This window comes from Syntrophaceticus schinkii (assembly GCF_000946815.1).
GTDB classification, from domain to species: Bacteria; Bacillota; DSM-12270; order Thermacetogeniales; family Thermacetogeniaceae; genus Syntrophaceticus; species Syntrophaceticus schinkii.
Window position 1 is genome coordinate 19,096 of sequence record NZ_CDRZ01000002.1, and the last position, 25,403, is coordinate 44,498.

Here is a 25,403-nt window from a genome sequence, read left to right on the forward strand (position 1 = left end):
GTTTTCTTAACGCCGCAACCCTAATTTTTCTACAATATAACGGTAACGAGATGGATCACTCTCCCGCAGGTAATTGAGAAAACCGCGTCTTTGACCGACCATCTTTAAGAGTCCTCTTCTGGAGTGGTGATCCTTTTTGTGCACCTTGAGATGCTCCGTCAAGTAGTTGATTCTTTCTGTAAGCAGTGCGATCTGAACTTCCGGAGAACCTGTATCTCGTTCATGGATCTGGTATTTTTCAATAATTTCTTTCTTCGCTGCAGAATTAAAAGTCACTGTGAAACCTCCCTTACTTTGTTTAGCTTTTCTTGCCAATTATTGTGATTACAAGCCTTCCCGCGGGTATATCCTTGACAACAAGGTCGAATACCCTGCCTGATCTGGCAAAAAATCCGCGGAATCTGGCTGCACTTGGGATATGGGCCGGTATTTCCTGAGCTGCGCGTATGATGTCATCAATAGTTATTTTGTCCTGGCGAAGGTTATTCAATCTTTTTTTTGCATGTTCTGTAATAATAACCTTCATCTTTTACTCCTTACCCTGAAAATAGAAGTCTGATGCCGGAGGACCGTATATTGACAATGGCTATCACGCACCCGGGTTGCGTAATTCGATCTCTTCCTGGGCGATCAGGGTATAGAGCGCATCTTGGAAAGCAGTTATGGCAGCCCGTTCAGCCTGGGTTCTGGCATAGAGCTCTTCCAATTCTTTTGTTAAAGTAATAAATTCCTCGCTGAGACAAATCTGCGAGATCTGCTGGACGACTTTCTTCAGGTTGTGGTGATACTCATGGATCACCGGAAGTCCCAAGTATATTCCTCCTTATCAGAACTTTTTTTTGATCTTACCATAGTTTATCCTTGTTGTAAATCTTTCGGTTTAAGCCTGTACATCACGTTTAATGCTGTTGTTTTCATGATCATCATAAATCTTTATGGCAATCTCAATGTCTTTACGGATTTGCTTAATTAAAAGATCTGGGCTCTCAAACTTTCGCTCATCCCTCATCCTTTCAAAGAGACTGATTTCAATATCTTCATGATAAATATCTCCCTGAAAATCCAGCAGATGTGCTTCTATTAACTCTTGACGGCTGGAACCGAAGGTTGGATGTACCCCGATGTTTGTCACAGTCAAGTAATGCTTTCCCTGAATTAGTGCTTCTCCGGCATATACCCCATTCTGCGGAACCAAAAGTTCATCTGAAACATGGATATTAGCTGTAGGAAACCCTAATTTCCGTCCCCGCTGATCACCTGTCATAATCTTACCCCTGAGAACAGGCCAGTATCCCAGCAGCTCCTTTGCCCATCTAATATCTCCGGTAGACAGTGCTTTGCGAACCAAAGTGCTGCTGATGGGAGTTTCCATGGAGAGAACCGGTGGAACGACCTCTACGTAAAAGCCCTTTTGTTTACCGAGTTCCCTGAGCAACTCCGGTGTCCCCTCAGCTGTACGGCCGAAACGGTAATCGTAACCTACAAATACCCCAGTAACCTGCAGCTTGCCCACCAGTATTTTATCTATGAACTCCTCAGGTGCCAGGGAGGCAAAATCTATGTCAAAAGGAACGATAAAGATGCCCTGAACTCCTTGCTTTTCCAATAATTCGATTTTCTTATCGGTGTCCAGAAGAAGCTTGGGACACTTGCTGGGATTTAATACTTGTTGAGGATGGGGCTGAAAAAGAATGACAGCAGCAAGGGCATTATTTTTCTGAGCATATGCTGTCATTTGCCGGAGAAGCTGCTGGTGTCCGCGGTGTACCCCGTCAAAATTACCCAAAGCAACTACAAGCTGTCTTTCCTGAACCGGCATCTTCTCCATTCCTCCAAAAATGACCATCGAACTTACCTCTTATCCTGTTATTATTATAAGCTTGCAAAAACCTTTTTGGGTTTGTAATGCCATTCCCCTTCATCTGTACTGCAGTAGTTACCCAAAGACAACAGCTTTCCCCCAGGCGAATAAAGGCGAACGAACTCGGGCATTTTGTTCTTACCTATACCACCCAAAATACCTGAAGGGGCCAGGGGCTGACCATTCAATATATGTGGCACCGCTTTTTCTTTAACGGTTAAAGCGGGTATGTCACGCAAGGCATAATCAATAGGAAGCATAAATGATAAATCTTTTCGCATCCACATCTCTTTTATTTCCTCAAGAGTAAGGGCGTTTTCCAGCAGAAAAGGACCACTGGCAGTACGCACTAGAAAAGACATGAAGGCACCACATCCCAATTTTTCACCAAGATCCGCACAGATACTGCGCACATAGGTTCCTTTAGAACACTTGATGTCACATAAAAGACGCGGATATGCCAAACCTCTTTGTAACCGGAGAATGTTGAGTTCATAGATATAAATGCGCCTTGCTTTGCGTTCGATTTCTTTGCCTTCACGTGCCAGTTGATATAACCTTTTACCCTGGTGACGGACAGCGGAAACCATAGGGGGAACCTGTTTTATTTCACCCCTGAATTCATCTAAAACCTCATTTAAGATGAGGGGATCCAGTTTGAACCCCGCTGATTTATCCAATATTTTACCACCCGCATCACAGGTATCTGTTCTGATGCCAAAGGTGAATTCAGCCCTGTATTCCTTCGGCTTATTGATCAGGTATTCCACCACCCGGGTACCCTGTCCCACACAGATAGGGAGAACACCCGCCGCCCCGGGATCCAGTGTTCCGGTATGTCCTATTCTTTTGATGTTGAACATCCGCCGCAGAGCAACCACAACCTCATGGGATGTTAAACCAGGATGTTTAAGAACATTAATCAAGCCGTTCACTTTCGCGGTCCTCCACTGTTTTCGTTCATAGCAAAAAGTTGTTCCTCTGTTTTACGGATCACAAGTTGCTCAATATCCCCTAGCTCACCGTTAATCGTACACCCCGCAGCCCGCTCGTGTCCGCCCCCTCCAAAATGAGCCGCCAGTTTGTTAACATCCAAATAGTTATTCGAGCGAAAGCTGACCTTGATTTCGCTGGGGTTGACCTCTTTAAAAACAATCCCTACTTCTACACCCTTCAATGATTTCACGTAATCGATCAATCCCTCGCTGTCATCTACAGCAGCACCGCTGGAATACAATGAATCTCGTGAAATCGTCATCCAGGCAACTGTACCCTCTTCATTAAGGGAAAGGGATTCTAATCCCCTGGCCAGTAATCGCAAGCTCTCCAGGGACCTTTGCTCATAAAGGTGCTGCTGAACAACTCTGTGTGCCGCCCCGCAGTCAAGCAATAAAGCGGCTGTGCGGAGGCATTTCGCAGTGGTGTTTTGGTGCTGGAATGAGCCGGTATCAGTAATTATCGCTGTATAAAGATTAGTGGCGATCTCTGAGGTAACGGGCATTTTTGCTTTAAGCAGGAGGTCATAGATTATTTCCCCGGTTGCCGCCGCCTGCGGATCCACCACATTCAGGTCCCCAAAATACTGGTTGCTGATGTGGTGGTCTATATTGAGCAGTTTCCCTGCCCTCTGCAAAACCTTCTGGGCTTCTTCCCCAGCACGTGTTATGTCAGTGCAGTCAAGTGTAATGCCTAGATCAAACCTCGCCAGCACATCTGATGTTTTTTGTACCTGCCGCGACCCCGGCATAAATTGAAAGGCGACCGGTATCGGATGAGGCATGATCATAACCGCATTTTTACCTGCATTTAATAATGCCAGACCAAGCCCCATCAAGGAGCCCAGGGCATCACCATCAGGATTTATATGTGTTGTTAACACAAAATTATCATGCATCTTGATAGCTGTGGCTGCTTCCTCTAGATTATCCATCAGTCCTCCCATTCTCTTCCGGCAGCAGGTCCCGAAGCATCTTGTCGATCTTAAAGCTTTGCTGAATTGATTTATCCAGTACAAATAATATCTCCGGATGGTAGCGCAACCTGATCTGTTTTCCCAATTCCGATCTGATAAATCCGCTGGCACTCTGTAAACCCTCAAGGGTTTTTTGCTGTTCATCCTCTGAGCCCAGGACACTGACATATATTTTTGCGTAGCGACGATCTTTGGAAACATCGACAGCTGTTATACTTGTGAGTCTGTTGATGCGTGGGTCCTTCAACCCTGTCTGCAATAGGTCTGTTACAACACGTTGTATTTCACCGGCCAGGCGGTTGGCACGGTAGCTCACTTTCAATCACCTCTTAAGACTTTAGCTCTCTTTTGATCGCTTCTATCTGATAGATCTCCAGAATATCCCCGGCTTTTATGTCCTGGAATTTGTCAAGCCCTATTCCGCAATCATGCCCCTGTGCAACTTCCCGTACGTCATCCTTGAACCTTTTTAGGGAATCTATAACTCCCTCATAGATCACAACCCCATCACGGATAACCCTTGCTTTGCTGTTTCTAACAGCCTTCCCTTCGAGAATATTGCAGCCGGCGATCATTCCCACTTTTGGAATATGGAAGAGATTTCGCACCTCGGCCCTGCCCACACTCACCTCTTTGTAAATGGGTTCCAAGAGCCCCTCAAGTGCTGCTCTAATGTCTTCGAGAGCCTCATAGATTACACGGTAGAGCCTGATCTCAACTTTTTGGGATTTCCGCAGCCTTTTTAGCATTGACATCAGGCCTCACATTGAAGCCGATGACCAGGGCATTGGATGCGCTGGCAAGCATAACATCGGTCTCTGTTATGGCACCAACCCCTGAATGTATAATATTGATCCTTACTTCCTGATCTCCCATTTTTTCCAGGGCCTGAATCAATGCCTCTACTGAGCCCCGAACATCAGCCTTAACAACCAGGTTGAGCTCTTTTACTTTACCTTCTTTGATCTGCTTAAAAAGCTCTTCCAGTGTCACTTTCTCGGGAATAACATTTTCAATCTGCCGTTTTTTCTCATAGCGTTTTTCTGCAATCTGACGGGCTAATTTTTCTTCATAAACAGCATAAAGAAAATCACCGGCAGCAGGGACTTGTGACAGTCCCAGGATCTCTACAGGTACCCCGGGGAGGGCTTGATCGATCCGGCGTCCCTTAAAATCATGCATCGCCCTTACCTTGCCCGAGGATGTGCCTACTAAAATCTGGTCACCTATCTGCAGTGTGCCCTTTTGAATCAGAACTGTGGCCACAGGGCCCCTTCCTTTATCCAGTTCTGCCTCAATCACAATACCCCTGGCCAGACTCTTAGGATTCGCTTTCAACTCCTCCATCTCAGCAACCAGCAATAACATCTCCAGCAGTTGATCAATACCTGTTCCTTTTTTTGCAGAAACAGGGACACAAATGGTCGTTCCACCCCACTCCTCGGCAACCAGACCATATTCAGTAAGCTGTTGTTTCACAATGTCTGGATTGGCTCCCGGTTTATCCATCTTATTAATGGCTACCACTATTGGCACACCGGCAGCTTTGGCGTGGTTGATCGCTTCAACAGTCTGAGGCATTACCCCATCATCAGCTGCCACAACAAGTACTGCGATATCTGTCGCCTGTGCACCACGGGCTCGCATGGTCGTAAAAGCTTCATGGCCGGGAGTATCCAGGAAAGTTATCTTCTTGCCCTTTACCTCTATCTGGTAAGCACCGATATGCTGGGTAATACCCCCTGCCTCTGTTGCCGTAACATCTGTATGGCGAATATAATCCAGCAGAGATGTTTTGCCGTGGTCAACATGTCCCATAACAGTGATCACAGGCGGTCTGGATCTCATGTTTTCCGGGCGATCAGGTTCATCATCCAAGGCCGCTTCCAGCTCCACAATCTCATCCTGGACCTCAACATCAACCCCGAATTCTGACGCTACCAGTGTTGCTGTTTCGCTGTCAATTACCTGGTTTAAGGAAGCCATTACTCCCAAATCGATCAGCTTTTTGATAACCTCACTCCCATTGACATGCAGGTAATTGGCCAGTTCCTGTACAGTGATTTTGTCCTCAATGATAATTTTTTTCGGTTCTGTATCTTCTAGTACTGTGCGTTGATAGTCCTTTCGTTTTCTTTTGGTGCGGCTGCGGAAAGGAGTATCCACTTTTGCCATGATCTTACGCTTGTTCTGCTCTTTTTTCTGGCGCAATTCCTCTTTGCGCTGTTGAGCCCGCTTGCGAAAATCCTTTTCTTTGGCCTCAGCATCCTCGGCGGGTTGCTGAGGGGCCGCATTTTTCCCCTTTTTATCCTTTCTGCCATCGGGTCTTAACCTTTTCCTAATAGCGATTATGTCTTTTTCTTCGATAGTGCTCATATGGTTTTTAACTGTATAGCCCATCTGACGCAAGCGGACTACCAGGTCTTTGCTGTTCATTTTCAGTTCTTTAGCCAATTCATGAATCCTAACTTTTGCCATTCAATCACCCCCGTATTGTTTAGCCCGTACCTTTTCTTTTCCAAGCTCTCTAATAAGGCCTTCTGCTATTTCCTGGGAGAGAACCGCCCAATAGCACGCCGGGTTTTGTCCCAAAAATTTGAGATATTCGTCCCTGTTACCGAACTCAACAAAAGGAATGTCCTGGGACTGGCATTCCCTTACCACTTTCTTGCGGTTTATCCCCGCATCCTCAGTAATTATGACCAACCGCGCCTTCTTTTTACGGATGGCATAAAGGCAGTTCGTCATTCCAGATACCAGCTTGTTAGATTTTTTGGCAAATCCCAACAGAGTATAAAATGTCAAAAGCTATCACCTGATATGGTTTTCTTTAAAGCTGCAATGACTTCCTGAGGCAGTTCCATCCGCAGTGCTCGTTCCAGCTGTTTACCGGCAAGTGCAGCTGACAGACACTCCATTCTGCGGCAGAGGTAAGCACCCCTTCCCGATAACTTACCTGTAGTGTCAATTTTTATCTCGTAATCCGGACTCCTTACTATGCGGATCAGCTCCTTCTTCCCCCTGGTCTGTCCGCAGCCAACACAGATCCTTTGAGGAACCTTTCTCACTCTAGCCATCAGAGTTCACCCCTTGTTCCTCAGATTGATCAACTTCATCCAGGGACTGCTCCTCAGCCACATCCAACTGTGATTCATCTTTGATATCTATTTTCCATCCCGTCAGGCGCGCAGCCAGTCTGGCATTTTGCCCTTCTTTACCGATAGCCAGAGAAAGCTGATGATTCGGAACAATCACCCGGGCAGCTTTTTGATCCTCATCGATCACAACTGAAACAACTTTAGCCGGGCTGAGGGCATTAGCGATAAACTCCTTCAACTCAGTGTCCCATTTTACTATATCAATTTTTTCTCCCTTTAGCTCTTGAACAATTGCCTGGACGCGCATTCCTTTCGGCCCCACACAAGCCCCGATGGAGTCAACATTTTCACTTCTGGAATAAACAGCTATCTTGGAGCGCATCCCCGGCTCCCGGGCAACAGCCTTTATTTCAACAATTCCCTCAAATATTTCAGGTACCTCTAATTCAAAAAGCCTCTTCAGCAGACCTGGATGCGTCCGGGAGACCAAAATCTGTGGACCCTTGGTGGTTTTCTTTACCTCTGTGATATATGTCTTAATCCGATCCCCATGCTCATACCTTTCGGTTATGATCTGCTCAGATGGCAATAGTACAGCTTCAGTTCTGCCCAGGTCAATATAAACATTTTTTGCTTCCTGGCGCCTGACAATCCCAGTAACAATATCCCCCTCACGGCTTAAAAATTCCTCATAAATCAGACCGCGTTCAGCCTCACGGATCTGTTGAACAACAACCTGTTTTGCTGCCTGTGCGGCAATTCGCCCAAAATTGCTTGGAGTAACCTCCATCTCTATTATTTCGCCCTCTTTGGCTTCCGGATCGATCTGCACCGCCTCATCCAAAGAGATCTCCAGAGCTGGATCAGTCACCTCAGAAACAGCTGTTTTCCTTGAGAAAACTTTAATTTCACCTGTTTCTCTTGCTATCTCAATGCGAGCATTCTGAGCGGATCCGAAATTTTTTTCTATATGCGGTATGCAGGGCATGCTCTATTGCCTGCAGAAGAACTTCACTGCTGATCCCTTTTTCCTTTTCAATATCCTTCAAAGCGTTGATAAAATCAAGGTTCATTTTTCATTCACCTCCCCATCATCACAGATTTATTTAATATATTTTCAACCTTGCCTGTCCAATTAATTGATAGGGTATTTTCATCTGACGGCCATCTTCAAGTTCCAGAACAACCTGATCTTCCACAAAATCCACAAGCATGCCTTGAAAATTCCTGCTTCCTTCAATTTTACTCATTGTGCGTAATTTTATTGCAGAACCACGAAAACGCACAAAATCTTCCGGTTTTTTTAATGGTCGCTCCACCCCCGGAGAAGAAACCTCTAAAAAATAGTGGTGAGGAATAACATCTAACCTCTCCAGTTCAGCACTGACAAAACTGCTGACTTTCTCACAATCCTCATGACACACCCCACCAGCTTTATCTATGAAAATGCGCAGAAACCAGTTCGCCCCCTCCTTTTTGTACTCTATATCCACCAACTCAAGTTCTTTCTGTAAGATAAAGGGGCTAATTATTTCCTCAACCCTGACACTAACTGGCTGTTTCTTCAAAGGATTTCCCTCCGTTTTTGCCAATCTAGAAATAATATGAAAGAGTGGGCGCAAACCCACTCTTACTTACCTCCTGAAAAATACTCGCTTCTTGGAAGCGGTTTTAACCCCCCCGCATCAATGTATTTATTATAACAAAAGCTACCTTAACCTGCAATGTTTTTGGTCGTTAGCATCGATGGTTTCCATTATGAACAATGTGGTTTACTGTTTGGAGCATTTCATCGCTGCCAGCTTTTCCTGAAGATAGGCTGTAACTCTATCCTTTTCCTTGAAGACCAATTCCCCTGTGGCTCGCCACTTGATTTCCACAAGGCCCTCAGCAATCGCCTTCTTGCCGATAACAACGCGACACGGGTAGCCGATCAAGTCGGCATCCTTAAATTTAACACCCGGCCGTTCCTGCCGGTCATCATAGAGCACATCGATTCCCGCTGTCTCTAATTGTTGATAAAGATCCAGTGCAAACCCTGCCTGAGCTTGATCACGCTGATTGACTGCCATGATGACAACATCAAAAGGAGATATAGCTGCCGGCCAGATAATACCGTCCTGATCATGACTTTGTTCCACAGCCGCGGCCATGGTCCTGGTAACCCCGATCCCATAACAACCCATAACCACAGGTATCTCTTTCCCGTTTTCATTGAGTATTGTAGCACTCATAGCTTCACTGTACTTGGTTCCCAACTTAAAAATATGCCCTACTTCTATGCCATGCTGCACTTGTAAGGGCGCACCACAGTGGGGGCAGGGATCACCCTCTATAGCAGTCCTGAAATCGCCGTAATGGTCAACATGATAATCGCGCCGCGGATTGACGTTGATGTAATGATAGCCGGGTTTATTGGCCCCGGCAACTGTATTATATAAATGCTCGACCTCTAAATCTCCAAGAATCGTCACCTTTGTTTTTTCACGCAAACCAACAGGGCCGGCAAATCCCATAGGAATGCCATAATTATTTAACATTTCATGGGGATCGGCAGTATCCAGCATATTAGCCCCTAAATAATTAAGCACTTTTGTTTCATTTACTGAACGGTCTCCCCGCACCAGAACAACTACTATTTTCCCATCAACATTATAAAAAAGCGATTTTAAAATTTGATCTGTATTTACTTGCAGATAGGAGGCCACATCCTGCACAGTACACGCTTCAGGTGTGGCTGCTAATTCCAATGGCCTTTCTTCCTCTGATGATTTTGCCTCACCGGTCAAATGACATGGCGTTTTTTCCATATTCGCTGCGTAATCACATGCTGAGCAAAAAGTTATTTGATCCTCTCCGGTATCTGCCATCACCATGAATTCATGGGAAACATCCCCTCCGATGGCTCCGGAATCCGCTTCCACAGCCCTGAAGTCAAGGCTGCACCTGCTGAAGATCTTATTGTAGGCATCATACATTTTCCGGTAACTTATTTCCAGGCCGTCTTCATCCATATCAAAAGAGTATAAGTCCTTCATAATAAACTCTCGCCCCCGCAGCAATCCAAAGCGAGGCCGTCGTTCATCCCTGTATTTGTTATGTATCTGATAGAGCAGCAGTGGTAATTGACGGTATGAGTTGACCTCCTGACTGAATAAGTCAGTAATTAATTCTTCGTGGGTTGGCCCCAGGCAAAAGTCCCGCCCATGGCGATCCCGCAAACGATACATCTCCGGTCCATAAACATCCCAGCGGCCAGACTCTTGCCAGAGTTCTGCGGGTTGGATAATCGGAAGCTGCAGTTCTACTCCCCCGGCACGATTCATCTCTTCCCTGACGATATTTTCTTATTTTTTTAACAACCCTGTTTCCCAAAGGCAGAAGTGTGTAAATCCCAGCAGCCACCCTTCTTACCATTCCAGAACGTAAAAGAAGTTGATGGCTGATTGTATCTGCTTCAGCGGGGACTTCCCGCAGGGTAGGAATCAGCATATTTGTTACCTTCATCTGACCTGCTTCCTTTCCTCCAGTATTTGCTCGATCTCTGAAATCAGAGTTTCCATCAGCTCATCTTCAGGGACCTTTTTTACTAACTTACCGTGCTTGAACAGGATAGCACACCCTTTACCTCCTGCAATACCTACATCCGCATCTTTGGCCTCCCCGGGCCCATTAACCACACACCCCATGATAGCCACTTTTAGATCCTCATCTGTAACCGGAAGGTGTTTCTCCACCTCATTTAACACCTTAAAGAGATCGATCTGGCAGCGTCCACAGGTGGGACAGGAAATAAGTTCAATACCTCCTGTCCTGAGGCCGAGAGATTTGAGGATCTGTAAACCAACGCGTATCTCTTCAGAGGGGTGATCCGTCAAAGACACCCTGATCGTATCACCGATCCCGTCAGCCAGCAAGCTTCCAATGCCAATGGCTGATTTAATTGTTCCTACCCGTGCACCCCCTGCCTCTGTCACACCCAGATGTAAGGGGTAATCAACTTTTTCAGAGAGCAAGCGGTAGGCTTCAATAGTGACCGGCACAGAAGTTGCTTTCACGGAAATCACGATATTGTAATAGCTCTCACTCTCCAAGAGAGAAACATGAGTAAGAGCACTCTCCACCAACCCTTTAGCGGTCCTGCCGTACCTTTCGGCGATCTCGGGGTCAAGAGAACCCATATTTACCCCGATGCGGATGGGAATATCTTTTCCTGCAGCTGCCCTGACAAGCTCATGAACACGTTTTGGCCCCCCGATATTGCCGGGATTGATCCGCAAACCATCGACACCACTTTTTATAGCTACCAGGGCCAGGCGATAATCAAAATGAATATCTGCCACAATAGGGATGGAGATTTCTTTTTTGATTTTCTTTAATGACTCTGCGGCCTCTTGATCCGGTACAGCTACTCGTATAATCTCACAGCCGATACTCTCCAGTTCCTTGATCTGTGAGATTGTTACTGCAGCATCCCTGGTATCTGTTTTCGTCATGGTCTGCACTGTAATAGGGGCATCACCACCTACCAGTGCATTGCCAACCCTTACCTGTCTTGTTTTTTTGCGTTTATAGATCATTGATGCTAACCCCCCGTAAAGATACGGGCAATATCATTATAAGTAATCAACACAAAGAGCACCATGAGCAGAGCAAAACCGATCAGGTGAATAAAGTTCTCTTTTTCAGGTGCCACAGGTTTGCCTCTCAGTCCTTCAATCATTAAGAATATTAATTTGCTGCCATCGAGTGCCGGGATAGGGAGAATGTTGATAAGGGCGAGGTTGATGCCCAGTATTGCAGTAAAGATCATCAAATACCCTGCTCCTCCTGCAGCAGCTTCACCGATGGCAACTGTAATGCCCACAGGACCGGCGACCTCATTGGTGGAAATCGTACCTCCGATCAATCCGACAAGTCCCACTAGAACAAGCCTGGCAAATTCAAATGCTTGATCAATCCCAGCTTTATTGCTGAAATAAAGCCTTGTTTTTGCCATATTACCTGCTGAGTAATACCGATCTGGTATATCTCGTACTGGGGATCATAACGTGGTGTTACTGTATAGCTAAGCTTCTGCTCCTGGCGTTCCACAACAAGATTGAGGTCGCGCTCTCCGCTTTCCCGTATGCTTCCGGCCACCTCTTCCCAATTCCGAGTAGGTACTCCATTGATAGACACAATTCTATCCCCTGCTCTAAGACCCGCTGTCATCGCCGGGCTTTCCGCGAGAACTTCTCCGATCAGATTGGAATTGGATGCAGCAGGCTGCCCAATTAATCCAAAAGTGATCACAAAGAGCAGGATAGCCACGAGAAAATTCATGACAGAACCGGCGGAAATCACCGCAAAACGGCTTTTCAGCGGCTTGCTATTATAACCGTTAACATGATCATCCTCCTCCTCTGGATCCATGCCGGCCATTCTCACAAAACCACCCAAAGGCAGTATCCGCAGGGAATACATAGTGGTATCCTCACTCTTTTGAAACCCAAGGAACTTTGGGCCAAAGCCAATGCTGAACTCAAGCACCTGAATGCCTACCATTTTAGCAACCATAAAGTGCCCCAGTTCATGGACAAAGATGAGAAAACCTAAAACCAGGATTGCAATGATAACCACTTTTAACCACCCCTGTCAGGTTATTAATGGGAAACGCATAAACAGGAATTTAAACTCATTTCTTAGATTGTTGATTGATCAACTGTCTGGTGCATTCCCTGGCCCATCTGTCTGCTTCCAAAATATCATCCAGATCCAGCTTCCCGGTCTTCAGGTTATGTAAATTCATCACTTCATCGACCAGTTCGGATATTGCATTAAAAGCAATCTTATGCCCTAGAAACGCCTGGACCGCCACTTCATTGGCCGCATTAAGCACCGCCGTCATCGTCCCTCCGATTTTACCAGCTTCTCTGGCTAATCTCAAGCAGGGGAAGCGACCTAAATCCGGGGTTTCAAAGCTCAACTGGCCAACCTGAACGAGATCTAGAGGATGAAGGTTATTTCTTTTTCGTTCCGGATAAAAAAAGGCGTACTGTATGGGAACTCTCATATCCGGCCAGCCTAACTGGGCAAGAACAGCACCATCTTTGTAAGCCACAAGACTGTGGATAATACTCTGGGGGTGAATCACCGCTTCGATGCGGTCGTAGTCGATCCCAAACAGCCATCTGGCTTCAATTATTTCAAGGCCCTTGTTCATCAGAGTAGCAGAATCAATGGTGATCTTGTCACCCATCTGCCAGGTCGGATGGCGCAGGGCCATTTCAGGAGTAATTTTTTTAAGTTGATCAACAGGCATCTCCCTGAAGGGCCCCCCGGAAGCGGTAATGAGCAATTTTTCTACATCTGCAGTATCCTCCAGGCACTGAAAAATAGCTGAATGCTCACTATCCACAGGTATGATCCGGATCCCTTTCTTTAAGGCTGCCTCTGTAACCAAACTACCACCTGCTACCAGTGTTTCTTTATTGGCCAGGGCGATCTGCTTATTGTGGGTTATTGCCTCCAGAGTGGGAAGCAGTCCCCCCAAACCACTGACAGCTATAAGAATTAAATCAACATCGGGGATCCGTACAAGCTCCAGTATTCCATCGGTGCCTGCCAGACAGCGGGTGTTAGAGCCCTGTAACCTGTGTTCTAATTCAAGTGCTGCATCTTTATCTTCAACGGCCACATAAGGAACTCCAAAGGTTTTGGCCTGTTCTTCCAATAAATCGATATTGCGCTGCGCAGCAATCCCCAGCACCTGCAAATCAGAGTTGTGCCATCCCACTACCTCCAGGGCTTGTCTTCCGATCGAACCGGTGGAACCTAAGATCACAATATTCTTTTTCATCTATTCAGCATCCTTAATTATTTTCTTCAAAAGCCTTATAAATAATTACTACAGCTGGCCCCAGGATAAGCCCCCAAAAACCAAAGATTGTAAAGCCTAAATAGAGAGAGACCAATGTTGTCAGTGGGTGGAGGCCAATGTGCTCACCAACTACTTTAGGCTCCAACATCTGCCTTACAATGACGATTATACCATATAAGATGAGCAACCCAATTCCTAAGCCGGGGCTCCCTGTCAAGAACATCAATAGTGCCCAAGGAACAAATACTGTACCAGGCCCAACGATAGGCAGAAGATCTAACAAGGCCATTAAAAGTGCCAGGATAAAAGCATATCTTACGCCAAGAATAGAAAGCCCGATCAAGGTCAGAAAACCGGTAATACTGATCAGGATCAATATGGCTCTGATATAACCGTGTAATGCCCTTTGTAAACCCTGGCCAACCCTGCGCGTCCCTGCTTCCCATTTGTCAGGCATCCACCGTATAATCAATCCGGAAACATTGGCTTTTATCTGTTCATAATCACGCGCAAAAAAGAAACTGGCAATGAGCGTTACTACCAGCAGAATAAAGTACTGTGGCAGGGCTTTAATAAAGTTAAAAAACTGTGTTAACAGTACAGCAACAACATCTCTGACAACATCCAGGCTCTTCCAGAAATCCTCCATTGTTTCCTTAACAAACTGAGATGGTATATGGAGCCTTTCCAAGAAAACTTGGAACTTATCTATCACATTGTTAAAACTCCAGTGATTCCATTCGTCAGAATAATTGCTCAATGTCACGGAGAGATCTACCATCTCACTGATCAGATTGAACACCAATAGGTACACTACCCCTCCGATCAAGGTCAGAAAAAGAACAAGTGAGATCAGTGTACCCAGTGTTCTGGATAAATGCAGTTTGTTTTCAAATATGTTAATTACGGGATTGAGTAAAACTGCTACCAAATAGGCAAACAGCAAGGGGAGGGCAATTATGAGGCTTGTCGAAATCATTGATGACAACAACGGCCAAAAATATTGGACAAAGAAGTAAATTCCTGCACCTGCCAGCAGAATAATTACTGTTTTCAAAAGCGTCATTAACGCTTTTTCCAGTGATGGAGACAAAATCTCACTCCTTCTAGAACAAAATCAGTTTAATGAAAAAATATGCAACAGGGGCGCTAAAAAGAAGGCTGTCAAAGCGATCAAGAACACCACCGTGACCGGGTATCAGTGTCCCGGAATCCTTGATTTTTCCCATTCTTTTGATAGCTGATTCCACAAGATCCCCTATTTGAACAATAAAACCTGTTATAACACCAAGCAGCAGCACCTTGGGATAAGATAGGATAGGGCAAAATAACTGGAATAGGGCTGCAGTGCCTACACAGAATAATATGCCTCCAATAGAGCCTCCGATGGTTTTACGTGGGCTCAAGGTTGGACATAGAGCCCGGCGTCCAAAGAGGCGTCCGATAAAATAAGCACCGATATCACATGCCCAGGTGAGAAGAAACACCAAAAGCAGCAATTGTAATCCATATGGGGTCAACTTTCTGATCAAAATCAAGTGGCTTAATAAAACACTGATATAACAACTCCCCAGGTATGATGCCGCAATATCACCTATGTCAAACCTGGGAAAAGCAAAAACCAGCAGCACCATGTGCAGTATTAAAAAAATGATCATTCCAGTAAATAAACAGCCGCCTTCTCTCCCGTCAGGTGTAAAATAAGCCAACAGGGGGAAAAGGAAGGCACTCCCGTAAACAAGGAATTGGGAAACCTGATAATGCATACGCCGGTAGATCCGCATTAATTCATATGAACCGACGAGAGCTAAAAGCACAACAAAAACAACCAGAGGGATGCCGCCTAAATAAATTAATAAAACCAGAACCGGTATGCCAATTAAGGCACTGATTATCCTTTTCCAAAACAAATCACTTAAGCCCTCCGAAACGACGTTTTCTGCCCTGGTATGACAGTAAAGCCAATAAAAACTCCTCTTTGCGAAAATCCGGCCAATAGACACTGGTACTGTAAAACTCTGTATAAGCTATTTGCCATAATAAGTAATTGCTGATGCGCAGTTCTCCTGCAGGCCTGATCAACAGATCAGGATCCGGCAGATCACCTGTATAGAGGTGTTTTTGAAAAACCTCTTCAGTAATTTCGTCCGGGCTCAGTTTGCCCTCTACCGCTAACTGAGCAATACTGCGGGCAGCATCTATTATCTCTGTTCTTCCTCCGTAGTTCAAAGCAATATTTAAAATTAATTTCTTGTTGTTTGATGTCAGATCCTGGGCACGCTTAATTTCTCGCTGTGCCATGGAAGGGAGGTCACTGATTCTGCCAACAGCCCTTACCTGTACCTGCTCTTTATGAAGTTCATCCAGTTCTTTATGAATATACTCATACAGCAAACCCATCAAGATGCTGACTTCTTCTTGAGGTCTTTTCCAATTTTCCGTGGAAAATGCAAAAACGCTGAGAATGTTAATCCCTAAATCAAGACATAGTTCTACAGCCGCTCTCAGTGACTCCATACCGGCACGATGCCCCGCTCCCCTGGGTAGGCCCTTTTCTTGGGCCCAGCGTCCGTTTCCATCCATTATAATGGCAACATGGTGCGGCAAACGTGACCTCTCCAAATTATTCCGCGAATTATCTTGCTTGTTTTTGGGGAATATACTTTTGATGATATTTTCCATGCCGTCGCCCCTGTTTTTTAATCTTAGAAAAAACCCCCTCCTGGAGGGGGAAAAATCTGTCGGTTTTTTTTATTCTTCTATAATTGCGTCGTTCGGGCAGACATCTATGCATGTTCCACAATCTTCACACTTTTCCATGTCGATTGTATAGACGCCATCATTTTCGACAATTGCATCGTTAGGGCACTCATCAATACAGGTACCGCAATCCTCACACTTATCAGCGATGATCTTATAAGCCACTCTTTTTCACCTCCTTTTCTTCAATAGCTGGGTCATTGTAGTATTCGCTGCATATAATTAGTTCAATTAATCCCGTTTCCAGCAATCGTTGGCGTACGATTCTGCTGCGTTTATTTGAATGGCCACAGGTATATTTGAAATCTACACGATAACCGCCCTTTTGCAGTATCAGGCACCCCTCTTCTGGGGTAAACCCGATTACATCTGGAATCTCTTCCTTATCTGTCATCTACTCTCAACCCTAAATCTCCAGTATCTCTTTTTCTTTGGCTTCAGCAACCTGGTCAATATTTTTAATATACTTATCAGTTAAATCTTGTATATCATTGAGGTAGCGTTTTGCTTCGTCTTCGGAAACATCTCCCTTTTTATCGGCATCTTTAACCTGATCATTAGCTTCCCTTCTAAGATTGCGAATAGCAATACGTCCCTCTTCCGCTTTTTTGTTGACAACCTTGACCAGGTCCTTCCGCTTTTCCTCGGTCAGTGTCGGAATAGCCAGCCTGATCACATTACCGTCACTCACAGGAGTAATCCCCAGGTCCGATTTTAAGATCGCTTTCTCTATCTGAGGCACCATATTTCTATCCCAGGGTTGGATCACCAGAAGACGAGATTCCGGAACAGAAATAGTTGCCATCTGATTAATAGGTGTGGGTGTGCCGTAATAATCCGCAAATACCTTTTCCAAAAGAGCAGGGGTCGCCCTCCCGGCACGCATTGTTGTGTAATCTTTAACTAGAAGGTCAACCGTTCTCTTCATTTTACTTTCCGTCTGTTTTAACACATCATTCATTTGATTCCCTCCCTACTACAGTACCGATCTTTTCACCCATCACTGCTTTCAAAACATTACCTGTATCCCTGATTCCGAAAACAATAATCGGAATTTGATTATCCATGCACAGGGATGCAGCAGTAGAATCCATAACCCCCAGACCATTTTTCAAAAGATCCATGTACTTCAACTCTGTGAATTTTTGAGCAGCGGGGTTAATTCTGGGGTCAGAATCGTATACCGCATCGACATTCTTAGCCATTAAAATAACATCCGCCTCTATCTCTGCGGCGCGCAGTGCCGCAGTGGTATCGGTCGAAAAGAAGGGATTCCCAGTACCTCCTGCAAAAATAACCACACGACCCTTCTCTAGATGGCGGATCGCCCTGCGCCTGATATAGGGTTCTGCAACCTCCCGCATCTCAATGGCTGTCTGTACACGGGTATCAACGCCCTCCTTTTCCAGGGCATCCTGCAGTGCCAGAGAATTGATCACAGTAGCAAGCATTCCCATATAATCTGCTGTAGCACGGTCCATACCTTTAGTGCTGCCTGCTACCCCTCGCCAGATATTGCCGCCTCCTACAACAATGGCAACTTCAACATTTCTGTCATTTACCTCTTTGACTTCCAGAGCAATTGTTCTTAATATATTATGGTCGATCCCATAACCATTTTCACCGGACAGAGCCTCACCACTTAGCTTGAGAACCACCCTCTTATATTGAGGATTTTTCACGGGAAAACCTCCTGTCCTCCCAAATTCCATTCTACGTTGAACTTGAAAATCCTTTCTATGGTGTAGAAAATATTAACCCTCTTCACCTAGTTGAAAGCGACAGAAGCGGCGTACAACTAACATTATTTTTCGCCCAATTTGGTGATGTATTCATTGATCGAGATCTTTTACGATTCTATCGGGTTCTCTTATATATGGCTGCTCCATCAAACATATCTCTTGATAAAATTTCTCCATCCTTCCCGTGACTATCTTTTCAACAACTTTGTCCGGTTTGCCTTCATTCTTGGCTTGTGTCTCTAAAACACTCTTTTCAGTGTCAATCCTCTCCTGGGGCACATCAGTGCGTTCCACATAGAGTGGATTGGCAGCTGCTACCTGCATAGCCAATTCCCGGCATAAATGCCTGTAGTCATCAGTTTTAGCAACAAAATCTGTTTCACAGTTAACTTCAATCAAGACACCAAGCTTGCCCCCGGCATGAATATATGCATCAATGTACCCGTCCTTGGTGGCTCTTCCAGCTTTTTTAGCAGCGGCAGCAAGTCCCCGCTCTCTCAGGTAGATAATGGCTTTTTCCAGATCCCCTTTTGTTTCTTGAAGCGCTTTCTTGCAATCCATGATCCCTGAACCTGTCCGCTCCCGCAGTTCCTTAACTAATTCAGCCTTAATCAAAAGGATCCCTCCTGAATTTTACTCTTGTTGTTCTTCTTCTTCTATTTGCTCTCCTTGTTTTGCTTCTAAAACGGCATCTGCCATCTTCGAGGTAAGCAGACGCACAGCCCTGATGGCATCATCATTGCCCGGTATCACATAATCAATTTCGTCAGGATCGCAGTTTGTATCTACTATACCTATAGTAGGTATCCCTAATTTACGGGCTTCCCGCACTGCAATCTGCTCTTTTCTGGTGTCAATGATAAAGATTGCCCCGGGAAGGTCATTCATGTCTTTAATGCCCCTCAAAAACCTATAAAGTTTTTCCTTTTCTGTTTTAAGTTTGGTGACTTCTTTTTTAGTAAGCAGTTCAAAATGCCCGGACTCTTCCATTTTTTCCAATTCCCGCAGTCTCTCTACACGCTTTCTGATGGTCTGGAAATTTGTCAACATCCCTCCCAGCCATCTGACATTGACATAATACATACCACATCTTTCGGCCTCTTCTCTTACGGAGTCCTGAGCCTGTTTCTTTGTGCCGACAAACAATACACTCTTTCCTTCACTCACTACTTCTTTGATAAAATTGCAGGATTCTTCGATCATCTTAACGGTTTTTTGGAGATCAATGATGTAAATGCCATTGCGCTCCGTAAAAATATAGGGTGCCATTTTAGGATTCCAGCGCCTTGTCTGGTGTCCAAAATGTACCCCCGCCTCAAGCAACTGTTTCATGGTCACTACTGCCATAATAAAAACTCCTCCTTTGGTTTTACCTCCGCTGCCTTCATAACCGGACAGACCCGCAGGACCCCCGCCCAGCTCTCCTTAAAGCAGCGTGTGTTTTTTCCAATCGATAGTATAACACATCGAACCGGCATCAAGCAACGCATAACAGCCAAATATGAAAAATAAAGGCACCTTTAGACTTGAAAAGGTGCCTGTTTCTTCTAACTTATTTGTTTTCTTTTTAATTGCAGAACCAATTCTACTTCTTTACGTCCTATATTAAGCCTTTTGGCGATCTCTTGAGTGTTTAAACCCTCATCCGCCATTTTTACCATTTTGGCAAATTTTTCTCCATCATTTATCCGTTGGTCCTGCTCACCACCCTTACTTGGCGGTGGCGGGGTTGTCTGCCCCTTCTTATTCGGATTACGGGGCTTGCCTCTCCCGGAATACTTCTGCTGTCTTGCTTTATCTCGACCAGAATCCCTGGAATCCTTACTGCCGGAATGAACGTGTTGTTCCAGCTTAACAACAGAATCCCGCACCTGTTTGACCTGATTATCAACCCTCGATACCGCCTGGTCTGTTTGCTTTTTAGCGGTGGCCAACATCTCTTTGATTTCCTTTTTATACTGATCCATTTCCTTGAGGAGTTCCTCTACTTTCTCTATTTCCCCAGTTATCTGTCGCAGTTTAAGATCACGCCTGTCTCGCCATACAACTACGAAAACCAGAGTGATGATACTTATTGTCAGCAGCGATAAAATAATAAGTATGGGTTCCATCTCTTATCAATAACACCTCTGGGCTAAATTTTTAGATTAATGAGATGACCTGAAAGATAATTTAACACCTCCTGGTCACGCTCCAGACTTCGTTCATTGTTTTTTCGAAGTCCCCTGTCTTGATTCTTTTAAAAACCCCGGCCCTGTCCTCCCTGGTCTGAGGTGGGTTATGATTTGACCCCTTTGGTGATCAAGAATCCCCTCCTTTACTATGGTATTACCCCCTGATTTAATAAAACCTCTTTAATTATGCTGTTCACCACTGTACCCTCTTTATCTAGATTTCTCCTCTCACCCCATTTTTCCTGCCCTGCGTATGATTTTATGCTCTTTTATCTAGATTGTTAACTTTTCCTTGCTGCTAATTAATCCCTCAGCTTTAAGGATGAGCACTGCCTGTCCCAGGAGAACAGGCCAATATATCTTATTTTTCTGGGTGCCGTAAAACATCCCCCAAAAAAATATGGCAACAGCTTAAATTCGCTTTTGCCATAAAATCGATAATTTTATAGTCCTGGTTGCATTTACTGCCCCAACTTTTTGAGTTCATCCAGGAGGTTTTCATTGAGGATACGTATATAGGTGCCTTTCATACCTAAGGATTTTGACTGAATCACATTAGCACTTTCCAGTTTCCGCAGTGCGTTGACGATCACTGAACGTGTAATTCCTACCCTGTCGGCAACTCGACTGGCAACAACCAAGCCTTCTGTGCCACCCAATTCGCTGAAAATATGCCCCACAGCACTTATTTCTGAATATGACAATGTGCTCAATGCAATCTGGACTGTTGCCTTATTTCTTGTGTGATCTGACTCTGCTCGCTCAGTTATTAAACACATGATCTCTATTCCAGCCACCATCGCCCCAAATTCCGCTAGAACAAGGTCCTGATCAGACAAACCCTTTATAGCACTACTAAAGACCATAGTCCCCAAACGATCTCCCCCTGCGAAGATGGGAATGATAGTGACACAGCGTTCTTGGAGAGGACACTCGATCGGTGAAAAAAAGCAGAAGTTTCCTACATCCATGCTATTCTTCTCTGTTTCCTTAACCAAAAGCAGTTTCTGATTGTAGCTTTCGGGAAAGCGTTGGCTAAAATCAATAACCTCATGCATTTTACTGCAAGAACTATCATCCGTTAAATGGTATCCAAGGATTTTCCCTCTACGCCCTACAAGGTAAACATTGGCATTGGCATTGATATTTTGGCCAATGATCTGCGCTATTTTAGCAAAATCTCGAGAGCCTTCGTTAACTTCGTGATAGCTTTTAAGAGCATACATCTTATCCATCAATGATTCCATTTCAACCCCCCCCAAAAAAACCGGTTAAAGAATATAACTGCTTAAATTGCCGTCAGCAACAATTCCCTCCATGCGTTCAGCCACATAATTTTTATCTATAACCACACTCTGCTGATAAAATTCCGGGGCCTGAAAAGAGAGATCCTCCAACACTTTTTCTAAAATGGTATGCAGACGCCTTGCCCCGATATTTTCAGCCTGTGCATTGACCAGATCAGCCATTTCAGCGATCTCTTCCAAGGCATCCGCAGTGAATTCCACATCCACCTCTTCGGTCTGCAAAAGTGCTGTATACTGGCGGATCAAAGAATTATCAGGCTCAGTTAATATTTTCAAGAAATCGTCCTTCTCCAGGGATTCCAATTCAACCCGGATAGGGAAACGCCCCTGCAGTTCAGGAATCAGATCTGAGGGTTTCGATACATGAAAAGCACCTGCAGCAATGAATAAAACATAGTCAGTTTTTACTGGCCCATACTTCGTCATCACAGTTGAGCCTTCAATAATCGGTAAGATATCACGCTGCACTCCACCACGTGAAACATCGGGACCTGAGGTGTTTTCCCTGCCGGCGATCTTGTCGATTTCATCGAGGAAAATAATCCCACACTGTTCTGCACGCTCTACTGCCAGAGAGTTCACTTCATCCATATCCACTAAGTTCTGAGCCTCTTCCTGAGCCAAAATGCGCCTTGCCTCCCGGATCGTCACCCGCCGCTTCTTCTTTTTTTTGGGAAGAAAGCTCCCTAACATATCCTGGAGATTGATACCCATTTCCTCCATGCCCCCGAGAGTATATACATCGAGGGTTTTCTGGTGGCTTTCTTCTACTTCGATCTCTATCTGCCGGTCTTCAAGTGCACCGGATTGTAGTTCTACAGCAACTCTATCCCGCAGCATCCGGTTATTCTGCAGATCTTCTGCTCTTTCTTCCTCTCTATCCTCTTCACTCATTTCCCCAAACAATAGTTCCATAGGATTTTTTATGGGTTTGCGGCGTTTTGGTGAGGGTACCAGTATCTCTAAGATTTTTTCTTCTGCAAGCTTGTTTGCCTTCTCACCGACCTCAGCCATTTTTTCTTGTTTGACCATTCTGATGGCGACCTCTACCAGGTCACGCACCATTGATTCGACATCCTTGCCCACATAACCCACTTCAGTAAATTTTGTTGCTTCTACCTTCACAAAAGGCGCTTTGACGAGTTTCGCCAGGCGCCGCGCGATCTCTGTTTTTCCTACACCTGTTGGACCAATCATAATAATGTTTTTCGGTATAATCTCATCCTGGAGTTCCGGCGGGAGTCGGTGTCTGCGATACCTATTGCGCAGGGCGACAGCTACTGCTTTTTTCGCCTCCTGCTGGCCGATAATATACCGGTCCAGTTCAGCCACAATCTGCCGTGGGGTTAATTCCTCCACCTGGTCTTCACCTCTTACAGTTTTTCTATGGTTATATGATCATTCGTATAAATGCATATGGAGGCTGCTATCTCAAGTGCGGATTGAACCACCTGTTCAGCCTTCAATGAGGTATGATTAACCAGTGCCCGGGCAGCAGCCAGTGCATATGGTGAACCGGAACCCACCGCTGCAATGCCATCATCGGGTTCAATAACCTCACCGCTTCCGGAAATAATGAGCAGGTGTTTTTGATCCGCTACAACCAGAAGTGCCTCCAGGCGTCGGAGAACTCTGTCCATACGCCAGTCCCGGGCAAGTTCCACTGCTGCCCGCTCTAAATTACCCCGATATTCTTCAAGCTTGCGCTCAAACTTGTCAAAGAGGGTCAACGAATCGGCTACAGAACCCGCAAAACCAGCTAAAATACGCCCCTCATACAGCTTCCGAATTTTACAGGCATGTGCCTTCATGATGGTGTTGTTGCCGAATGTGACCTGTCCATCTCCTCCTATAGCCACCTGTCCATCTCGCTTCACACAAATCACTGTGGTCCCGGTAAGCATCCAAACCACCTCATTTCCGTTCTTTCGCTCGCGGGTGTGCCTTTTCGTAGACCGCCTTAATCCTTTCCCCGGTTACATGTGTGTAAATCTGGGTGCTTGACATCCTGGAATGACCCAATAGCTCCTGCACAGAACGAAGATCCGCTCCCCCCTCCAGGAGATGTGTGGCAAATGTATGCCGCAGGGAGTGCGGTGTAAGGTTCCTGGCAGGAGCCACCTTTTTAAGATATTTATTAATAATACCGTAAGCCCCTCTTGTTGTTAACCGCTTCCCTCTCCAATTAACAAAGAGCGGCTCTGTTGTTGACGGATTTTTCTTTCCGCAGATCAGTGGACGGCCTTCCATCATATACCACTGCAATGCAGCACTGGCATGATTGCCAAATGGAACAATACGCTCCTTTTGACCCTTGCCCTTAACTCGCAGGGAACGACGTTCAAAATCTACATCTCCGACATCAATTTGCACTGCTTCCCCGATCCTGATACCTGAACTATAAAGCAGTTCTAATAAAGCATGATCCCTGATCTCCAGCTTCCCCTTGCCTGCCGGATTATCTAAAAGGTCATTGACCTCAGTGGAATAAAGAAACTGCGGCAAATACTTGGTCTGTTTAGGGGTTCGTACCAGCACCAGGGGATTGTTGTCTATTTTTCCCACCTGGCATAGATATCTGAATAGTGACCTCAGGGTTGCCAACCGGCGTGAAATGGTGCTGCGGGCATAACCCGCTTCATATAATTGTGAAAGATAATTCCGAATAATCTTTAAATTAACCTCAGCTGGCTCACTTATTTGAGCTGATTCGATGTATTGAAGAAAATGCTTAAGATCAGATCTGTAGCTTTGAGCAGTATGCTCACTGAGGTTTTTCTGAGTTTTTAGATATTTTATAAAATTTTCACAAGTCTCCTTCCAGCTTCCCATCAGAATATTACCTCATTTCACAATAATGAGAGAATTTCATAATTCAAAAATCAAAGTTTAAACAAAAATTAACAACTGGACCACCGCTTTTGATTAACAAATAACGGCAGCGCATGGAGCATTACTGGTAAATAATAGCTACTAGTTACAAAAAGGCAGACACCACCCCCTTGGTAATTAAAGTGCTTTCTTGATTAGAATTAAGCTGCTTTTTGTTCTCTTTCAGCTGTATTGACGGCTGTTACTGTAGCTATCAGCGCTATTGCACAAAGGTAGGCGTGAGTTTCTACCTTTTTAGTACCCTGAACTGTAATGCTTTCTAAACCTAGATGCTTCTTTTGTCTGCCGAAATAGCGCTCAACGCTTGTTCTTTCATCATATAGCTTTTGCCAGTTCTTGGTCCCCCTGTGGGGGCTGCAGAACAGCCTTGAGTCATCTTCAATTTTAGTTTTTATCACCATTCCATAGTTGGAGCTTGAACACCAGTCGGTACCAAAGGGGCATTCAGCTTTATCAAGTACGTGGGGACAACGAAACTTGTTAACTCCGTTATCGCTGCCCCAGTAAACCATCCGAAACCCTGCGGAACAAATAGGTGTCCCATCAAAATCAAAGCCAGCTCTAGGTTGCCTGGTCCCTCTAAGATTAAGAGCTATGATTGACCTGGGCGTTGAAAGTCTATTCTTTATGGTTTCGTTAAATGTCATTACAGTCATACGCAGAGTCCATCAGGTAGAACTTGGGTTGAATTTCAACCAGACGCTGCCTTTGGACCCATTTTTAAACCAGTTTTAA

At 45.1% G+C, this 25,403-nt stretch carries 28 protein-coding genes and 4 pseudogenes; all 32 read right to left on the reverse strand.

Features of this window, described 5'->3' with window-relative positions; genetic code table 11:
• Nucleotides 1–6: 6 nt before the first annotated feature.
• Complete coding sequence (gene rpsO, locus SSCH_RS00275; RefSeq protein WP_044663720.1) at nucleotides 7–276, reverse strand: 30S ribosomal protein S15; 270 nt, start codon at nucleotides 274–276, stop codon at nucleotides 7–9.
• Between the two features lie 22 nt (nucleotides 277–298).
• On the reverse strand, nucleotides 299–526 hold the full coding sequence (locus tag SSCH_RS00280) for a hypothetical protein (RefSeq protein ID WP_044663721.1): 228 nt from the start codon (nucleotides 524–526) through the stop codon (nucleotides 299–301).
• 63 nt (nucleotides 527–589) lie between these two features.
• The gene (locus SSCH_RS00285; RefSeq protein WP_044663722.1) at nucleotides 590–811 is read right to left on the reverse strand and encodes a hypothetical protein; all 222 of its coding nucleotides are present in this window, start codon (nucleotides 809–811) and stop codon (nucleotides 590–592) included.
• A gap of 69 nt (nucleotides 812–880) precedes the next feature.
• Entirely contained in the window at nucleotides 881–1,846 is a 966-nt protein-coding gene (locus SSCH_RS00290) for a bifunctional riboflavin kinase/FAD synthetase (RefSeq protein ID WP_044663723.1), read from the reverse strand.
• 26 nt (nucleotides 1,847–1,872) lie between these two features.
• Nucleotides 1,873–2,796, reverse strand: coding sequence for a tRNA pseudouridine(55) synthase TruB (truB, locus tag SSCH_RS00295; RefSeq protein ID WP_044663724.1), 924 nt, complete (start codon nucleotides 2,794–2,796; stop codon nucleotides 1,873–1,875).
• A complete protein-coding gene (locus tag SSCH_RS00300) occupies nucleotides 2,793–3,791 on the reverse strand; it encodes a DHH family phosphoesterase (RefSeq protein WP_044663725.1) in 999 nt (332 codons plus the stop codon). Before SSCH_RS00300 ends, truB begins: the two co-directional genes overlap by 4 nt.
• The gene (rbfA, locus tag SSCH_RS00305; protein WP_044663726.1) at nucleotides 3,784–4,149 is read right to left on the reverse strand and encodes a 30S ribosome-binding factor RbfA; all 366 of its coding nucleotides are present in this window, start codon (nucleotides 4,147–4,149) and stop codon (nucleotides 3,784–3,786) included. The genes SSCH_RS00300 and rbfA overlap by 8 nt, the downstream gene beginning before the upstream one ends.
• Before the next feature lie 13 nt (nucleotides 4,150–4,162).
• Nucleotides 4,163–6,311, reverse strand: a pseudogene (infB, locus tag SSCH_RS00310) (translation initiation factor IF-2).
• Nucleotides 6,312–6,638, reverse strand: coding sequence for a L7Ae/L30e/S12e/Gadd45 family ribosomal protein (locus SSCH_RS00315; protein ID WP_052835140.1), 327 nt, complete (start codon nucleotides 6,636–6,638; stop codon nucleotides 6,312–6,314).
• On the reverse strand, nucleotides 6,635–6,910 hold the full coding sequence (gene rnpM / locus SSCH_RS00320) for an RNase P modulator RnpM (RefSeq protein ID WP_044663727.1): 276 nt from the start codon (nucleotides 6,908–6,910) through the stop codon (nucleotides 6,635–6,637). The genes SSCH_RS00315 and rnpM overlap by 4 nt, the downstream gene beginning before the upstream one ends.
• Nucleotides 6,903–8,004: pseudogene (gene nusA, locus SSCH_RS00325) on the reverse strand (transcription termination factor NusA). The gene rnpM and the pseudogene nusA overlap by 8 nt, the downstream one beginning before the upstream one ends.
• A gap of 33 nt (nucleotides 8,005–8,037) precedes the next feature.
• Nucleotides 8,038–8,499 carry a ribosome maturation factor RimP gene (locus SSCH_RS00330; protein ID WP_044663745.1) on the reverse strand — a complete coding sequence of 154 codons (462 nt, stop codon included), beginning with the start codon at nucleotides 8,497–8,499 and terminating at the stop codon, nucleotides 8,038–8,040.
• Nucleotides 8,500–8,703: 204 nt separating this feature from the next.
• Nucleotides 8,704–10,438, reverse strand: a pseudogene (locus tag SSCH_RS00335) (proline--tRNA ligase).
• Entirely contained in the window at nucleotides 10,435–11,511 is a 1,077-nt protein-coding gene (gene ispG, locus SSCH_RS00340) for a flavodoxin-dependent (E)-4-hydroxy-3-methylbut-2-enyl-diphosphate synthase (RefSeq protein ID WP_044663728.1), read from the reverse strand. Before ispG ends, SSCH_RS00335 begins: the two are co-directional and overlap by 4 nt.
• A 5-nt stretch (nucleotides 11,512–11,516) precedes the next feature.
• The gene (locus SSCH_RS15900; protein ID WP_052835141.1) at nucleotides 11,517–11,855 is read right to left on the reverse strand and encodes a site-2 protease family protein; all 339 of its coding nucleotides are present in this window, start codon (nucleotides 11,853–11,855) and stop codon (nucleotides 11,517–11,519) included.
• Nucleotides 11,855–12,553 (reverse strand): M50 family metallopeptidase, encoded by a 699-nt coding sequence (locus SSCH_RS00345; RefSeq protein ID WP_052835142.1) that lies wholly within the window; start codon nucleotides 12,551–12,553, stop codon nucleotides 11,855–11,857. The genes SSCH_RS15900 and SSCH_RS00345 overlap by 1 nt, the downstream gene beginning before the upstream one ends.
• Before the next feature lie 55 nt (nucleotides 12,554–12,608).
• Complete coding sequence (locus SSCH_RS00350; protein WP_044663729.1) at nucleotides 12,609–13,772, reverse strand: 1-deoxy-D-xylulose-5-phosphate reductoisomerase; 1,164 nt, start codon at nucleotides 13,770–13,772, stop codon at nucleotides 12,609–12,611.
• 13 nt (nucleotides 13,773–13,785) lie between these two features.
• Complete coding sequence (ytvI, locus tag SSCH_RS00355) at nucleotides 13,786–14,886, reverse strand: sporulation integral membrane protein YtvI (protein ID WP_044663730.1); 1,101 nt, start codon at nucleotides 14,884–14,886, stop codon at nucleotides 13,786–13,788.
• A 13-nt stretch (nucleotides 14,887–14,899) separates the two neighbouring features.
• Entirely contained in the window at nucleotides 14,900–15,703 is an 804-nt protein-coding gene (locus SSCH_RS00360) for a phosphatidate cytidylyltransferase (RefSeq protein ID WP_044663731.1), read from the reverse strand.
• Nucleotide 15,704: 1 nt separating this feature from the next.
• Entirely contained in the window at nucleotides 15,705–16,475 is a 771-nt protein-coding gene (locus SSCH_RS00365) for an isoprenyl transferase (RefSeq protein ID WP_156971993.1), read from the reverse strand.
• A gap of 69 nt (nucleotides 16,476–16,544) precedes the next feature.
• On the reverse strand, nucleotides 16,545–16,718 hold the full coding sequence (locus SSCH_RS00370; RefSeq protein ID WP_044663732.1) for a 4Fe-4S binding protein: 174 nt from the start codon (nucleotides 16,716–16,718) through the stop codon (nucleotides 16,545–16,547).
• Nucleotides 16,708–16,947, reverse strand: coding sequence for a hypothetical protein (locus SSCH_RS00375; protein WP_044663733.1), 240 nt, complete (start codon nucleotides 16,945–16,947; stop codon nucleotides 16,708–16,710). Before SSCH_RS00375 ends, SSCH_RS00370 begins: the two co-directional genes overlap by 11 nt.
• Before the next feature lie 12 nt (nucleotides 16,948–16,959).
• Nucleotides 16,960–17,514: a ribosome recycling factor gene (frr, locus tag SSCH_RS00380; RefSeq protein WP_044663734.1), complete on the reverse strand. Its 555-nt coding sequence runs from the start codon at nucleotides 17,512–17,514 to the stop codon at nucleotides 16,960–16,962.
• On the reverse strand, nucleotides 17,507–18,235 hold the full coding sequence (gene pyrH, locus SSCH_RS00385; protein WP_156971994.1) for a UMP kinase: 729 nt from the start codon (nucleotides 18,233–18,235) through the stop codon (nucleotides 17,507–17,509). Before pyrH ends, frr begins: the two co-directional genes overlap by 8 nt.
• 72 nt (nucleotides 18,236–18,307) lie before the next feature.
• Nucleotides 18,308–18,910 (reverse strand): annotated as a pseudogene (gene tsf, locus SSCH_RS00390) (translation elongation factor Ts).
• Nucleotides 18,911–18,928: 18 nt separating this feature from the next.
• Nucleotides 18,929–19,642, reverse strand: coding sequence for a 30S ribosomal protein S2 (rpsB, locus tag SSCH_RS00395; protein ID WP_044663736.1), 714 nt, complete (start codon nucleotides 19,640–19,642; stop codon nucleotides 18,929–18,931).
• 200 nt (nucleotides 19,643–19,842) lie between these two features.
• Complete coding sequence (locus SSCH_RS00400) at nucleotides 19,843–20,406, reverse strand: DUF6115 domain-containing protein (protein WP_044663737.1); 564 nt, start codon at nucleotides 20,404–20,406, stop codon at nucleotides 19,843–19,845.
• Nucleotides 20,407–20,930: 524 nt separating this feature from the next.
• Complete coding sequence (gene codY, locus SSCH_RS00405; protein WP_044663738.1) at nucleotides 20,931–21,716, reverse strand: GTP-sensing pleiotropic transcriptional regulator CodY; 786 nt, start codon at nucleotides 21,714–21,716, stop codon at nucleotides 20,931–20,933.
• Between the two features lie 24 nt (nucleotides 21,717–21,740).
• Nucleotides 21,741–23,135, reverse strand: coding sequence for an ATP-dependent protease ATPase subunit HslU (hslU, locus tag SSCH_RS00410; RefSeq protein WP_044663739.1), 1,395 nt, complete (start codon nucleotides 23,133–23,135; stop codon nucleotides 21,741–21,743).
• A 14-nt stretch (nucleotides 23,136–23,149) separates the two neighbouring features.
• On the reverse strand, nucleotides 23,150–23,680 hold the full coding sequence (gene hslV / locus SSCH_RS00415; protein WP_044663740.1) for an ATP-dependent protease subunit HslV: 531 nt from the start codon (nucleotides 23,678–23,680) through the stop codon (nucleotides 23,150–23,152).
• 10 nt (nucleotides 23,681–23,690) lie between these two features.
• A complete protein-coding gene (xerC, locus tag SSCH_RS00420; protein WP_044663741.1) occupies nucleotides 23,691–24,608 on the reverse strand; it encodes a tyrosine recombinase XerC in 918 nt (305 codons plus the stop codon).
• 200 nt (nucleotides 24,609–24,808) lie between these two features.
• Nucleotides 24,809–25,180, reverse strand: coding sequence for a transposase (locus SSCH_RS00425; protein ID WP_052835143.1), 372 nt, complete (start codon nucleotides 25,178–25,180; stop codon nucleotides 24,809–24,811).
• Between the last annotated feature and the right edge of the window lie 223 nt (nucleotides 25,181–25,403).